Raw genomic sequence first — 14,374 nt, forward strand, 5'->3', positions numbered from 1 at the left:
GTGTGGCATAGGACGCCTGCCAGCTAACAAATTCACGGCCGCGCGGAGGCCCGTTATACCGCCATTTTGGCCGTTGAGCTGGCTCGCTATGAATCGCGTGAGCTTGTCGGCGCAACGTCGAGCGCCTGACGGTTGGCGGCCGCCCCGACCAACGCGATGGCCATCAAACCCGCCGACGCGGTCAGCATCAGCACGACGCTGCGCTCGTAGAGCAGACCGCCCGCCAGCGCGCCCGCCATGATGCCCACCTGGAATGCCGTGACGTAGAGCCCCGACGCCCCGTCGGGGTCGTCGGCCCCGCTGCGCATGGCCGCGGACTGCATCATCGGCGACACGGCAGTGGCCATCGCGCCCCACAGCACGATCGCGGCCGTGCCGATCAGGGCCGCGGCCGCGGCGGGCCGGCCGCCCAGGGCAAGCGCGGTGAGCACCACGAACGTCGCCGTCAAGCCGGCCAGGCAGCCGATGATCGCGCCCTTGGGTCTGCGGTCCAGCGGCCGCGCCACCAGGCCGACGGCTATCACCCCAGCGACGCCGTAAGCGGCGAGCACCCACGCCAGGTTCGGCCCGCGCACGCCGACGACTTCGCGGATGATCTCGACGATGTAGGTGTAGGACACGAAGTGACCGGTCACGCCGACCATGGTGATGATGCTGACGATGATCAGCCGGCGGTTGCGGTGGTGGCGGGACCGCGGGCCCACGCACTTCAGCTGGTCCTCGGTGAGCACCATCTCCGGCAGCAGCGCCCGGGCGGCCACCGTGACGATTGCGGCCGCCACGGTCACACACACCACCGCCAGGCGCCAGCCCCACATCAGGCTCATGGCGGCGGTCAGTGGGCTCCCGACGACCAGCGCCAGGCTGGTGCCGAAGTAGATCGACATCGTCGCGCGGCCGGCGTGGCTCGGCGGCACCAGCCGCGTCGCGATCGGCGCGATGACCGACCACAGCAGGCCGTGCGTGATCGCACACAGCACCCGACCGGCGGCCAGCACCGCGAAGGTGGGCGCCAGGGCCGAGATCAACTGCGAGACGGTCAGGCAGGTCAGGCTCAGCACCAGCACCCGGCGGCGCGGCAGGTGCGCGGTCCAGCGCACCAGCGGAATCGTGGTCAACGCCGCCACCAGGGCGTACCACGACAGCAGGGTGCCGACCACGACCAGGCTGACGTGCAGGTTGCGGGAAATGGCCGGGAGCGCCCCGACGGGCAGGATCTCGGCGGTGACGTACGTGAACGCGGCGGCCGCCAACACCACAAGCTGGGCCGCGATCCGTGGGGTCCACGTTCGGGCGGCAGCGTTGATTTCGGCAGTCATGGGGTCGGTATCGGCCGGGTTACCCAGTTCCTGGGTTGTCGCGCCTAATGCGATCACACTGCCCTACCGTACGGACCGCAACTACGGCTCCCCCCTTATTGGGGCCGCGATCCGGGTCTCAACTCGGTCACCAATCAGGAACGAACCAGGCGCGCGATGGCGGCGGAGGCCTCGGCGAGCTTCTGGTCGGCGTCGTCCCCGCCGTCGGCCACGGCGCGGGTGACGCAGTGGTTGAGGTGCTCGTCGAGCAAATTCAGGGCGACCGAACGCAGCGCGCTGTTGACGGCGCTGATCTGGGTGAGGACGTCGATGCAGTACTTGTCTTCTTCGATCATCCGCGCGATGCCGCGCACCTGGCCCTCGATGCGTCGCAGCCGCTTGGCGTAGTTGTCTTTCTGCTGCGAATATCCGTGCGCGTTCGTCATCTGTCCTTACCCCTGCCCATCCGCGCCCGCCGCGCGTAGCGGGCCGGCGTCCCGAATCCACTTTATACCCCGCCCGGGTATGACCCGCACATTTGCCGTCCGGCCTGTTCACGCATACTTGCAGGATGGCCACTACACGCGATGCGACCGGAGTCACCGACATCAAACCGCGCAGTCGTGACGTAACCGACGGCCTGGAGAAGGCCGCCGCGCGCGGCATGCTGCGGGCGGTCGGCATGGGTGACGAGGACTTCGCCAAGCCGCAGATCGGGGTGGCGTCGTCGTGGAACGAGATCACGCCGTGCAACCTCTCGCTGGACCGGCTCGCCAAAGCGGTCAAGGAAGGCGTGTTCGCGGCCGGCGGCTTCCCGCTGGAGTTCGGGACGATCTCGGTGTCCGACGGCATTTCGATGGGCCACGAGGGGATGCACTTCTCGCTGGTCTCCCGCGAGGTGATCGCCGACAGCGTCGAGACCGTGATGCAGGCCGAGCGCCTCGACGGCTCGGTGCTGCTGGCGGGCTGCGATAAGTCGCTGCCCGGGATGCTGATGGCCGCCGCGCGCCTGGACCTGGCGGCGGTGTTCCTCTACGCGGGGTCGATCCTGCCGGGGCGGGCCAAGCTGTCCGACGGCACCGAACGCGAAGTCACCATCATCGACGCGTTCGAGGCGGTGGGCGCGTGCGCGCGCGGCCTCATGCCCCGGGAGGACGTCGACGCCATCGAACGCGCGATCTGCCCCAGTGAGGGTGCGTGCGGCGGCATGTACACGGCCAACACGATGGCCAGCGCCGCGGAGGCCCTCGGCATGTCGCTGCCCGGCAGCGCGGCCCCGCCGGCGACCGATTACCGCCGCGACGGATTCGCGCGCCGCAGCGGTGCGGCCGTCGTCGAGTTGCTGCGGCGCGGCATCACCGCCCGCGACATCCTCACCAAAGAGGCGTTCGAGAACGCCATCGCGGTGGTCATGGCGTTCGGCGGCTCGACCAACGCCGTGCTGCACCTGCTGGCGATCGCGCACGAGGCCGACGTGCAGCTCTCGCTCGACGACTTCAGCCGGATCGGTTCGAAGGTGCCCCACCTTGCCGACGTCAAGCCGTTCGGCCGCCACGTCATGTCCCACATCGACCAGATCGGCGGCGTGCCGGTGGCGATGAAGGCGCTGCTGGATGCGGGCCTGCTGCACGGGGATTGCCTGACGGTGACAGGCCGGACCGTCGCCGAGAACCTCGCCGAGATCGACCCGCCCGACCCGGACGGCAAGGTGCTGCGGGCGCTGGACAATCCCATCCACCCGACCGGCGGCATCACCATCCTGCGCGGATCGCTGGCGCCCGAGGGTGCGGTGGTCAAGTCGGCCGGCTTCGATTCTGACGTGTTCGAGGGCACGGCAAGGGTTTTCGACGGCGAGCGGGCCGCGCTGGACGCCCTCGAGGACGGGACGATCACCAAGGGCGACGCCGTGGTGATCCGTTACGAGGGCCCCAAGGGCGGTCCGGGGATGCGCGAGATGCTCGCCATCACCGGCGCCATCAAGGGCGCCGGCCTGGGCAAGGACGTGCTGCTGCTGACCGACGGCCGGTTCTCCGGCGGCACGACCGGACTGTGCGTGGGGCACATCGCGCCGGAGGCGGTCGACGCCGGGCCGATCGCCTTCCTGCGCGACGGTGATCCGATCCGCCTGGACGTGGCGAACCAGGTGCTGGACGTGTTGGTCGACGGGAGCGAATTCGATTCCCGGCGAGCCGGTTTCACTCCCCCACCGCCGCGCTACAAGACGGGCGTGCTGGCCAAGTACGTCAAGCTGGTGAGCACGGCGGCGAACGGTGCGGTCTGCGGCTAGCCCCGATCGCCGCCTTGCTCAACGGGTTTGGGATCTATGCGTGGGTGGCCGCCGCGCGCGTGCGCCTGCCGAAGTAGGTGGCGTTGAGGCCCAACAGGGTCAGCAACGCACCCGCGACCACGTTCGACCACATCGTGCCGGCGGTCAGCGCGACGCCTGGCAGGATCCACGGCGAGGCGATGACCCACACGCCGAGCACCGGCATCGTCCAGGTCAACCCGTGCGCGCGGTCGAGCGCCGTGGCGAACCCGTACGCCAGGAAGGCCGCGGCGATGCCGGCGATCAGGTTGGACGTGGCAAGCGATCCCGTGGCGCTAAACCCGACCAGCCACGGTGACGCGGCCACATACAGGCCCGTCAGCAGCGCCAGCCCGAAGGTGACGTGTGCACTCATCGACTCGGCAACGCGGTCATAGCTTGCGCGCAAAGCCAACAGGTCGGGGTGGTGATCGATTGATGAATGGACTGTACTCATTTTGTGACCTTTCTGTTATGCAGCAAGCCCGTTGTGCGACAAGCACTGTGGGCCGTCTGCACCCATCCATCTGCCGTCAAGATTACGCTCGATCACGGCCTGATTCGACCGCCCGCGTGGCGTCGAGAGGACATGGACGCCGCGGACGCCCGCCTGAACGCTCCGGTCGCGCAGGCCGGCATCGGCGTCGCTGGGACGCGCTTCGGTGATGACGCACAAGGCAAACGCCAACCCGGGGTGTCGGCGACGAGTTGCCAACGCCGGCAAGGCGATCGAAACCAAGCTGTTCGGCCTGAGCTGACCGCGCTGGGCTACGTCGACGCCGGCGCAGTGACGCGCGTGCGGTCGCCGACCTCAGCCCTTAGCGCACCAGCGCGAGCGCGAAGCCGTCCCAGCGCTTGGCCCCGACCGTTTGGATCACCGCCGTGTCCAGTCGCGGGTGCTCGCCCATCCGCTGCAACGTCTCGCGGACCGCCTGCGCCTGTGCATTGTGCTGCGGATCCAGGATCTGTCCCTCGCGAACGACGTTGTCCGCCACGATGAGTGCGCCGGGGCGGGCCAGCCGGACCGCCCAGTCCAGGTAGGCGACGTAGTTCTCTTTGTCCGCGTCGATGAACACCAGGTCGAACGGGCCGCCGTTCAAGGTCGGCAACGTCTCGAGCGCCGCGCCGACGATCACCTCCACCCGGTCGGCGACGCCCGCCCGCTCCACGTTGGCTCGGGCCACCTCGGCGTGCCTGGGCTCGTATTCCAGGGTCACCACCCGGCCCTGCGGGCCGGCGCCGCGAGCCAGCCAGATGGTGCTGAAGCCGCCCAGCGTGCCGATCTCGAGGATGCGGCGCGCCTGGATAGCGCCGGCCAGCAGGCTCAGGAACTTGCCCTGCTGGGCCGACACGGCGATCTGCGGGAGGCCGGCGGCGTCGCTGGCCTCGACCGCCGCGCTAAGTGCCGGATCGTCACCGATCACGGTGTCGTTCAAAAAGTCGTCGACGTCTTGGGGCGTTGGGTTCTGGGTCATCCCACCAAGCTAGCCGCGCGGCGCGGCGCCAGCCGCGGCGGCATCGGACCGGTCGCGGTCGTTTACGTATACCCATGGGGGGTATATAGTGAGCGGCGTGGTCGATCACAGCCGTAAGGGATCACAACAGAGAAATGGGTGAGTGAAATGGCAAATTACGAAGCAGGCACCGAGCTGACCTGCGGCCACGAGGGTTGCGGTTGTCGCGTTCGCATCGAGGTCCCCTGCCACTGCTCCGGATCGGGCGAGCCGTACCGCTGCACCTGCGGCGACGAGCTGACCCCGGTCAAGTAGTCGGCGCCATCTGAGGCTCGCGTCGAGTGTGCGTTCACGGCCGCGACACGCCGGGGGACGAAACCCCGAGCGCACCGCCAAAGCCGTGAACGCACACTCGATGCGGCCGGCAGCGTCGCGATCAGCGCCCGAACGTACGGTCGGCGAGCTCGACCGTCGCGGTCAGCTGAGGTGTGATCGCCGACGTGCTGACCGCCACCCGATAGTCGCCCCCATCGATGCGCCAGCGTCTCATGCCGCCGTCGTAGCGGGCGAGCAGGCGCGGGTCCGCCTCGACGGTCACGCGGCAGCCGGCACCCGGTTCCAGCTCCACCCGTTCGAATCCCAGCAGCCGCAGGCATGGCCCGCCGGGGCCGTCGGTGAGATACAGCTGCGGGACGTCGGCCCCCGCGCGGTCGCCCGCGTTGACCACGCTGAAGCTGGCGGTCACCGTGTCCCCGCCCGTGACATCTAGGTCCCGGTAGTCAAAACTGGTGTAGGACAGGCCATGTCCGAAGGCGAACGCCGGCGTCGCTTTGGCGGCGGCAAACCAGCGGTAGCCGACGTCGGATCCCTCGACGTACTCGATCGTGCTCGGCTCCCCCCACGAAGCGCCCAGGCCGGGCAGTTCCGGGCGCGGCGTCTGGCGCAGGTCAGCCGGAAAGGTGATCGGCAGGCGCCCCGACGGATTAACCTGCCCCGCAAGGACTTCCGCGATGGCTTGGGCGCCGGCCTGACCCGGGTACCAGGCCTGCATGATGGCCCGCACCGAGTCGCGCCAAGGCATGGTCACCGGGTTGCCGGTCTCGAGCACCACGACGGTGTTCGGGTTCGCGGCGGACACGGCGGCGACCAGCTCGTCCTGTCCCTGCGGCAGCGACAGGTCGGCGATGTCGAACCCTTCCCCCTCGGCACGGACGGCGAATACGATCGCAATGTCGGCGCGGCGCGCCGCGAGCACCGCCTCCGCGGGGCTGATGCCGGGGTCGAAGTCGATCTGGGCGTGCGGCAACAGCTTTCGCAGCTCGTCGAGCGGGACCGACGGCAGCAGGTAAAGCTTACGCAGCCCGGCCTCCAGCCCCGTGCCGCCGATCGGTATCACCGCCGCGTAGCCGCCCGGCGGGACGACGACGCTCGAACCGTAGCCGGCCGGCACGCCCACGTTGGCGTACCCGCCGACGACCGCGATGCGGGCGGTGGACTCCGGCGCCAGGGGCAGCAGCCCGTGGTTGCTCAGCAGCACGATCCCCTGCCGGGCGATCCGCAACGCGATTTCGTTGTGAGCGGGCAGATCCGGTGGGGCCTGGGCATCGGCCCGGTCCACGCCGACCGCGAACATCGACCGCAGTATCCGCCGGACCATGTCGGAGAGGCGTTCGTCGCTCAGCCTGCCGTCGGCGTGGGCGGCCCGCAGGGGCGCACCGAAGGCTTCGCTCTGCCACAACAGCGCGTCGATCTGCGCCCCGCATTCTTGGTCGAGGCCGCCGAGCGCGCACTCCCAGGACGGCGTTGCCCCCCAGTCGGACATGACCCAGCCCGGGTATCCCCAGGCGCCCTTGAGCACCCGGTTGATCAGGACGTCGTTGGCGGCGGCGTAGGTGCCGTTGACCTTGTTGTAGGCGGTCATCACGGCACCGGGTTGCGCGCGCTCGATGGCCACTTCGAAGGCCAGCAGGTCGGATTCGCGATGCGCGTCGGGGTCGATGACGGCGTCCATGAAGTGCCGATTGGTCTCGTTGCAGTTCAGCGAGTAGTGCTTGACGGTCGAGATGACGCGTTGTTGCTGGATGCCGTCGATCGACTCCGCGGCCATCGTCGCGGTCAAAAGCGGGTCCTCGGAAAGGTATTCGAAGTTGCGCCCGTTCCGCGGGTCGCGCGCGAGGTTCATCGCCCCGGCGAGCTGCACGTTGAACCCGCGGCTGCGGGCCTCCCGGCCGATCACCTCGCCCGCGGCGCGGGCGAGGGGTGGATTGAAGCTGGCCGACAGCGCCAGCCCGGCGGGCAGCGCGGTGGCGGTGTCCCCCGGGCGGTAGCCGGGATTGGTCACGCCCAGGCCGGCGTCGCTCATCAGCAACGCGGGGATTCCGAGCCGGGGGACGCCGGGAACGTAGCCGGCGCTCATCGGGACGCCCGGCGGAATGCGCTCGTCGCGCACCGGCCACATGTCACCGGCCCCCATCACGCCGACCAACAGCGAGAACCGCTCGTCGTCGGTCAGCTGGGCCTCGACCTCACGCGCCCGAACATCCGCATCGTCAGCCGACGAGCTCACCGCACGCCCTCTTTGGCGTAGACGACCCGCAGCACATGCCCAAGTTCGGGCCCCATCACCAGCTCCGCCAGCTCGCCGAACGTCGCGACGAACTCAGGGCCGTGCGGCGGCTCGGCCCGGCACAGGTGGTGGGCGACCTCGTGAAGCACCACCAGTTCGCGCAGCGCCCAGTCGGCGGTGTCACGGTCGGGGACCGCGATAACACCTGTGCCATCGCGGAATTCATAGTGTGCCGCGGTGGCGGCCCGTCGCGGCCGCACCCGCAACGGCGCCACGGAGGGCCAACGGCGGCGCACCGCCGGCAACGCAAGCACCTGGTCAACATAGCGCTGCGCGGCGCCAACCGAGCCGAATCGCCCCTCGGGCGGCAGCGTGAGCTGCGCACCGAAGAAGTCCACGGCGGGCGACCCGTGCTCGGCGGCACGGTCGAACAGCGTCCGGACGAACTCCTCGGCCGCGTACACCTTGGCGCGTTGGGAGTCCCTGTTGGCGGAGCGCCCCGGGCTCACCGGCCCAACGGCGTGCGCGCGCCGGGCAGTTCGGGGCTGCTGCCCAGCCGTGCCCGCCGACCGGCCCGGTCCCCCGCGCGCCGCGCGGCCGAGGAATAGCCCGCCGTCGCCCGGCTGACCTGATACGTGCCCCGCGCCTTCGACGCGCTGCGGTAATAGTCATGCAGCTCGATGTCCTTGTCGCGCAACGCAATCGCGGTCCCCGGCGGCCGACGGCGGTCCTTGGTGGCCTCGCGCCGGGCCTCCTCGCGGGCCTCCGCCAGACGCTGGCCCACGCGCGCCCCGAAGGCCAGCTGGAAGTTCAGCCGCGCGGTGATGGTGGGCGTCGGCCGGTGCGCGCCCGAGGCCAAGTAGGCGTCCGAGGCCCGCACCATCTGGACCACCAGGCTGGCGTACAAGGCGTGGGTGGCGTCGATGTCCTCGGCGAAACCGTAGGCGTAGACGAACGTCGAATTCGATGCCACGTCACAGCGCACGTCGTTGGCCATCGCGATCAACACGAACAGCTGCACATAGGTCCGCAATCCCTTCGTGCCGGCTTCTCCGATGGTGATGGTCCGCTGGGTCGGCGCCTGCGCCGGCGATCGGTTCGCCGCGTGGGACCGCGCCACCGCCAGGTCGATGGAGGACGCCGTGGCCAACCGTTGCGCGGCGCTCATGAAAGCGTCCGCCTCATGCGGATTGTCGGTGCCTTCGGCCTGACGCAGCAGCGCGGCGATGCGGGCCAGCATTTTGTCGTCGGTCAATGCGCCACTCCTCTTCCCCCAAGCGGGCGATACCCCCACTGCACCGTCGTCGGCGCGGGTCATATGCGCCAAAATACGGGAGCGTTACGACACGTCCGCCTCAGAGCCGGGCGGTGATCCAGGAGACCACGTCACCCAGCACCTGGTCGCGCTCCGGCTCGTTGAAGACCTCGTGGTAGAGCCCGGGGTAGACCTTCAGTTCGACGTCGGTGGACCCGACACACTCGACCAGGCGCCGGCTGCCTTCCACGGGTATCAGGCGGTCGTCGGAGCCGTGCACCACCAGCAGCGGCGCCGTCAGCGCCGGCGCCCGTTGCGGCATGGTCTCACCGACCTGAAGCAGGGCGCGACCGATGCCCGCCGGAACCTTCCCGTGGTACACCAGCGGATCGCACTTGTAGGCCGCCACCACCTCGGGGTCCCGGGAGATGGCGTCGACGTCCAGCTCCTGCGCGGGGAGTCCGGGCACCAGGGCACCGAGCACGCGGGCGGCCAGCGCCATCAGGGGCGACACCTGATCCTGGGCGGCCACCGCGGGCCCCGACAGCACCATCAGGTCGTAGTTGTCGGGCCGTTCGACGCCGTAGGCGAACACGATGCCGCCGCCCATGCTGTGCCCGAGCACGATGGATTTGAGGCCGGGATGCTCCCGGGTGGCGATCCGCACCAGGCTGTCGAAGTCCGCCGTGTACTCGGAGATGTCACGCACCAGCACCCGCTTGCCACCCGAACGGCCATGCCCACGATGATCCAACGCGTAGGTGACCAGGCCCGCCTCGCCGAAACACTCCGCGACGTGGTCGTACCGGCGGGCATATTCGCCGAGACCGTGCGACAGCACCACGACCGCCCGCGGCGCGGTGTCCGGTGTCCAGACGTCGTAGACGATGCGCACTCCACCGAATCCGTCGAAGTTCCGTTCGGCTCGGTTCACTGTACGGTCCTAGTCATTACGGGCAGCGTAATGGCTCCCGATGCAGGTCGCCCTGCCAGACACTGTCGTAGGCTCTCCCATCGTGGGACTGCTCGCGCAAAACGCCGCAAACTCCGACCTTGACCCCCCGGTCGGTGGTGACTTCTCGGCGCACGCCGAGCCGTACCGTCGTGAGCTGCTGGCCCACTGCTACCGGATGACCGGGTCGCTGCATGATGCCGAGGATCTGGTGCAGGAAACGTTGTTGCGCGCGTGGAAGGCCTACGAGCGCTTCGAGGGCAAGTCCTCGATGCGGACGTGGCTGCACCGCATCGCCACCAACACCTGCCTGAGCGCGCTGGAGGGCAGGCAACGCCGGCCGCTGCCGACCGGGTTGGGCGCCCCCAGCTCCGACCCGACCGCCGAACTGCACGAGCGGCACGAGGTGCCCTGGCTGGAGCCACTCCCGGACCTGACGAACGACCCGGCCGACCCGTCGGTCATCGTCGGCTCGCGCGAGTCGGTCCGGTTGGCGTTTGTCGCTGCGCTGCAACACCTCTCACCCCGGCAACGGGCGGTGCTGTTGCTGCGCGACGTGTTGCAGTGGAAGGCGGCCGAAGTGGCCGACGCGATCGGCACCACCACGACCGCCGTCAACAGCTTGCTGCAGCGCGCCCGGTCCCAGCTCGACGCCGTCGGGCCCAGCGCGGGCGACCGGTTGGCGGCACCGGATTCCCCGGAAGCCCAGGACCTGCTGGCGCGCTACATCGCCGCCTTCGAGGCCTACGACATCGACCGCCTGGTCGAGCTGTTCACCGCCGAGGCCATCTGGGAGATGCCGCCGTACACCGGCTGGTATCGGGGTGCGCGCGACATCGTCACCCTCATTCACCAGAACTGCCCCGCCGAGAACCCCGGCGACATGCGCCTCCTGCCGCTGGTCGCCAACGGGCAGCCCGGCGCCGCCATGTACATGCGCGCCGGCGATCGGCACGTGCCCTTCCAGCTGCACGTGCTCGACGTGCGCGGTGACACGGTGTCACACGTGGTGGCGTTCCTCGACGGGAGGCTGTTCGCGAAGTTCGGCCTGCCGGAGGAGTTATGACATACATCGACGTCACACCCGCGTCCGGAAATGCGCTCCTGCTGCTGGGCGCCTTCGACATCGGCAGCGTCGGCTACGCCGCCGAAGAGTTCTTCATCTCCGGCACGGCCTCGTCCTACACCCCGAAGGGCGAGCTCGGGCCCGACGGTCGCTGGGACGTAATCCCAAGTGAGACAGCCGATTACACCACCCGGATCGTGGCTCTCACGCCCACTGATCCGACCCGTTTCAATGGCACCGCGCTGGTCGAGTGGCTCAACGTGAGCGGCGGCATCGACGCGCCCGCCGTCTGGATGATGGCGCACCGTGAAATCGTCCGGGCGGGCTACGCCTACGTCGCCGTCTCGGTGCAAAAGGTGGGGATTGACGGCGGAGCCAGCCTGCTCGGGGTGGACATGTCGCTGAAGACCCAGGATCCGGCCCGCTACGGGAGCTTGCACCACCCGGGCGACGCCTTCGCGTTCGACATCTTCTCCCACGCAGGCGAACTCGTCCGGGATCGGGGCGACGGCATCCTGGGCGGGCTGCATCCGCAGCAGGTCATCGGGATCGGCGAGTCGCAGTCGGCGATGTTCCTCACCACCTACGTCAACGCCGTCGATCCGCTCGCCCGGGTTTACGACGGCTTCTTGGTGCACTCCCGATTCGGGCCCGCCGCGCCGCTGGACGGGGTCTCGCTGATCGAAGGGTTGGAGTCCTCCCGCAGGCCGCAACAGGCGGTGAAGTTCCGTCCGGACCTGCGCGTCCCGCTGCTCACGGTCATCACCGAAACCGACCTGTTCGGCCATGTGCCGCTGGGCTATTACTCCGCGCGGCAGCCCGACAACGACTTGCTGCGGGTCTGGGAGATCCCCGGCGCCGCCCACGCCGACAACTACACCATTCAGGTGGCGCCGATCGACTCCGGTTCGGCCCCGCTCGCCGACATCGTGGCCGCCTACGCGCCGACCAACATGCTGATGGGTCAGCAACTCGACCACTACATCAACTTCGGCCCGCAACACCACTACGTGGTGCAGGCGGCGGTCGCCGCGCTTGACGGGTGGGTGCGAACCGGCGAGCCGGCGGCGTCCGCCGCGCCGATAGCCATGCGCGAATCCGAGTCGCCCCAGCTGGTGCTCGACGCCAACGGCCTTGCCCGGGACGGCATTCGCAGCCCCTGGGTCGACGTACCGATCGCGCGCACGTCCGGGGTGACCACGGACGAAAACCTGATGGCCGCGATCTTCGGGTCCGGCGAACCCTTCGACATCGACACGGTGCGCCGCCTTTACCCGGGCGGCAAAACGGAGTACCTGGAGCGCTTCACCGCCGCGCTCGACGCGGCCATCGACTCTCGCTTCATCCTGCCTGCGGACCGCACCGAGATCCTGGCGCTGGCCGACGCGACGTATCCGGGCGACGGGGCCTAGAACAGCCGGCTGTCCGGCGCCGGCCCCGGCACCGGGCGGACCAGGCCGGCGCCGGTGATCAGCGGCAGGTCCAGCGCCGAGAGCAGACCGGGCGGGGCCGCGCACACCGCCGGGATGGTGTTGACCATCCGCGAGGCGCCCGCGATGCGGGCACCCAGGTCGTGGTCGTGGTCTTCGGCCATTTCGAATTCGCACCGCATGCTGGGCGATCCCTCGATCTCCACCCGATAGAGGCCGCGCCCGGTGGCCTGCCCGTACCCGAGGTCTTTCGGCGGGATCGAGATGTGGGGCTGCGGCCAGTCCGGCGCGATGTCGTCGTGCATCCGAGTGACGTGGTCGAGGACGAAAGTTGGCTTGCCGCCGACGTATCCGGTCAGCGTGGAGCGCATGGCCGCGATCGTCCCGGCGGCGATGTGGCCGGTGGGCGTGTCGAAGGACTCGGCGGCGGCAAGGCGTTCGTTGCTCTCCTCGATGTCGTCGATCTTGACGCCCAGGCCGGCGGCGAGCTGATGCAGGACCGGACCCCAGCCGAAGGAGAAGATCCCCGGCTGGGCCGCGAACGCCTGGTACTCCGGGGGCTTGCCGAACCCCAGGATCTCGTACACCGCGGCCCGATCCGGGTAGGTGGCGTAGTTGAACATCTCGGTCACCCGGACCGATTCGATGACCCGCGAGACGCCCGTGAGCACAAGCGGCAGAACGTCGTTGGCGAACCCGGAATCGATGCCGGTGGTGAAGAACGACGCGCCGCCGTCGAGCGCGGCCTGGCGCAACGGATCGGTGAACGCCGCGTCGACACCGTCGGGAAAGACCAGCGGCACAACAGAACACGACACCACGTTCTTGCCGGCGCGCAGGATCGAGACCATGTCCCCGACGGCCTCCAGCGGCCGCAGGTTGGCGCCGGCGGCGTACACCACCGCGTCGGCGTCGCCAGCAAGCAGCGCCGACGGGTCCTGGGTGGCCGTCACCCCGACCGGCGCGACGCCGCACAGCTCCCCCGCGTCGCGCCCGGCCTTGGCGTCGCTGTGCACGACGAGGTCGACCAGCTCCAACTCCGGGTGGTCGATCACGCCGCGCAACGCGATCACGCCCATCGAACCGGGGCCCCACACACCGACCTTGATCACCGCGGATCGTCTCCTAATATTTGGATGTATATTTTCAGAATTTGGACGGATGGTAGGGAGCTGGACATCGGTACGTCAACCGCCAAGTCGCCGCCGACCGGCCGCGTCATGGACGTGCTTGCTGCGCTGGCCGATTCGCCGTCGGGGCTGACGTCGGCCGAGGTGGCCAAGCGCTGCGCGATCAGCACCTCCACCTGCGCCCTCGTGCTGGCCGAACTGGAAGGACGCGCCTGGGTAGCGCGCCACGAAGATCGCCGCTACGTGCTGGGTAGCGGCCTATTCGGCCTCGTCCACGGGCTGCGGGCGCAGTTCCCGCTGCTGGACCGGGGCCGCGGCGCCCTTAGGTTCCTGCATGCGACGCTCGGGGCGGGCTGCTCCATGTCCAGGATCGGCGAGCGGCACCTGACCACCGTGGACGCGGTTGGCCACGGGACCGACGGCGGGCAAGCCGTCGGCCAGCGCTTCCCCATCGACCCGCCGTTCGGCCTGGTCGCCATGGCCTGGCGCGACGACGAATTCGTCCGGGCCTGGCTGCATCGGGTGATGCCGCGGCTGAGCCGGGCGGAGGTCGCCGAACACCAACGGGTGCTCGCCGACATTCGCGCCCGCGGGTACGGCGCGTGGCGGTTCGACGACACCCACCAGTCACTGCACGATCGGCTGGCTGACGTGCTGGCGTCACTGGACCCGACGGCACGGGTGACCCGCCAGCTCACCACCCTGATGACGATGGCGACGCTGCACTCCGTCACCGATGCGCTCGAAACCGATTTGTCCGCAGTCGAATTCGTGGTGCTGCCGATCTTCGGGCCGCACGGCCAGCCGGAGTACCAGATCGAGATCCACCTGGGCCGCTCCGCCGGGCTGACTCTGCCCGAGCTCGACGCCGCGCTTGCGCAGGCCCAGGGGATGCTCGCCGCGACCGCGTCCTGAATG

Annotated in this window: 13 protein-coding genes and 1 pseudogene; 5 read left to right on the plus strand and 9 right to left on the minus strand. The window is 69.4% G+C overall.

From position 1 onward, the window contains the following. Positions 1 to 86 precede the first annotated feature (86 nt). Positions 87 to 1,319 (minus strand): MFS transporter, encoded by a 1,233-nt coding sequence (locus ACEL92_RS25860; protein ID WP_374023405.1) that lies wholly within the window; start codon positions 1,317 to 1,319, stop codon positions 87 to 89. Positions 1,320 to 1,453: 134 nt separating this feature from the next. Then, a complete protein-coding gene (locus ACEL92_RS25865) occupies positions 1,454 to 1,744 on the minus strand; it encodes a metal-sensitive transcriptional regulator (protein WP_374023406.1) in 291 nt (96 codons plus the stop codon). 125 nt (positions 1,745 to 1,869) lie between these two features. On the opposite strand from ACEL92_RS25865, the gene ilvD reads away from it, so the two are divergent. Continuing rightward, positions 1,870 to 3,585, plus strand: a complete 1,716-nt coding sequence (gene ilvD / locus ACEL92_RS25870) for a dihydroxy-acid dehydratase (protein WP_374023407.1) — start codon at positions 1,870 to 1,872, stop codon at positions 3,583 to 3,585. 34 nt (positions 3,586 to 3,619) lie between these two features. Here ilvD and ACEL92_RS25875 read toward each other — a convergent pair whose 3' ends face one another. Both ACEL92_RS25875 and ACEL92_RS25880 read right to left on the minus strand, forming a co-directional pair. Further along, positions 3,620 to 4,060, minus strand: coding sequence for an SPW repeat protein (locus ACEL92_RS25875; protein ID WP_374023408.1), 441 nt, complete (start codon positions 4,058 to 4,060; stop codon positions 3,620 to 3,622). 361 nt (positions 4,061 to 4,421) lie between these two features. Further along, the gene (locus ACEL92_RS25880; protein ID WP_374023409.1) at positions 4,422 to 5,078 is read right to left on the minus strand and encodes an O-methyltransferase; all 657 of its coding nucleotides are present in this window, start codon (positions 5,076 to 5,078) and stop codon (positions 4,422 to 4,424) included. A 147-nt stretch (positions 5,079 to 5,225) separates the two neighbouring features. On the opposite strand from ACEL92_RS25880, the gene mymT reads away from it, so the two are divergent. Then, the gene (gene mymT, locus ACEL92_RS25885; RefSeq protein WP_073877879.1) at positions 5,226 to 5,372 is read left to right on the plus strand and encodes a metallothionein MymT; all 147 of its coding nucleotides are present in this window, start codon (positions 5,226 to 5,228) and stop codon (positions 5,370 to 5,372) included. 121 nt (positions 5,373 to 5,493) lie between these two features. Here the strand turns inward: mymT and ACEL92_RS25890 are convergent, their stop codons facing one another. The 4 genes from ACEL92_RS25890 to ACEL92_RS25905 all read right to left on the minus strand — a co-directional run bounded on the left by ACEL92_RS25890 (position 5,494) and on the right by ACEL92_RS25905 (position 9,773). After that, positions 5,494 to 7,623 carry a glycoside hydrolase family 3 C-terminal domain-containing protein gene (locus ACEL92_RS25890; RefSeq protein ID WP_374023410.1) on the minus strand — a complete coding sequence of 710 codons (2,130 nt, stop codon included), beginning with the start codon at positions 7,621 to 7,623 and terminating at the stop codon, positions 5,494 to 5,496. After that, positions 7,620 to 8,132 carry a TIGR04338 family metallohydrolase gene (locus ACEL92_RS25895; protein WP_374023411.1) on the minus strand — a complete coding sequence of 171 codons (513 nt, stop codon included), beginning with the start codon at positions 8,130 to 8,132 and terminating at the stop codon, positions 7,620 to 7,622. The genes ACEL92_RS25890 and ACEL92_RS25895 overlap by 4 nt, the downstream gene beginning before the upstream one ends. Then, positions 8,129 to 8,878, minus strand: coding sequence for a DUF2786 domain-containing protein (locus ACEL92_RS25900; RefSeq protein WP_374023412.1), 750 nt, complete (start codon positions 8,876 to 8,878; stop codon positions 8,129 to 8,131). Before ACEL92_RS25900 ends, ACEL92_RS25895 begins: the two co-directional genes overlap by 4 nt. A 100-nt stretch (positions 8,879 to 8,978) precedes the next feature. After that, positions 8,979 to 9,773, minus strand: coding sequence for a lysophospholipase (locus tag ACEL92_RS25905; protein WP_374023413.1), 795 nt, complete (start codon positions 9,771 to 9,773; stop codon positions 8,979 to 8,981). On the opposite strand from ACEL92_RS25905, the pseudogene ACEL92_RS25910 reads away from it, so the two are divergent. Continuing rightward, positions 9,766 to 10,896, plus strand: a pseudogene (locus ACEL92_RS25910) (sigma-70 family RNA polymerase sigma factor). The gene ACEL92_RS25905 and the pseudogene ACEL92_RS25910 overlap by 8 nt on opposite strands. Next, the gene (locus tag ACEL92_RS25915; protein WP_374023414.1) at positions 10,893 to 12,308 is read left to right on the plus strand and encodes an alpha/beta hydrolase domain-containing protein; all 1,416 of its coding nucleotides are present in this window, start codon (positions 10,893 to 10,895) and stop codon (positions 12,306 to 12,308) included. Before ACEL92_RS25910 ends, ACEL92_RS25915 begins: the two are co-directional and overlap by 4 nt. On the opposite strand, the gene ACEL92_RS25920 is transcribed toward ACEL92_RS25915, so the two are convergent. Then, positions 12,305 to 13,438 (minus strand): dihydrodipicolinate reductase, encoded by a 1,134-nt coding sequence (locus ACEL92_RS25920; protein WP_374023415.1) that lies wholly within the window; start codon positions 13,436 to 13,438, stop codon positions 12,305 to 12,307. The two genes, ACEL92_RS25915 and ACEL92_RS25920, sit on opposite strands and share 4 nt — an antisense overlap. Positions 13,439 to 13,546: 108 nt before the next feature. Here ACEL92_RS25920 and ACEL92_RS25925 point away from each other — a divergent pair, with 108 nt between their 5' ends. After that, on the plus strand, positions 13,547 to 14,371 hold the full coding sequence (locus tag ACEL92_RS25925) for a MarR family transcriptional regulator (protein WP_374023416.1): 825 nt from the start codon (positions 13,547 to 13,549) through the stop codon (positions 14,369 to 14,371). The last annotated feature ends 3 nt before the right edge of the window (positions 14,372 to 14,374 follow it).

Origin of the sequence: Mycobacterium hainanense (assembly GCF_041890355.1) — a bacterium.
Taxonomy (GTDB): domain Bacteria; phylum Actinomycetota; class Actinomycetes; order Mycobacteriales; family Mycobacteriaceae; genus Mycobacterium; species Mycobacterium hainanense.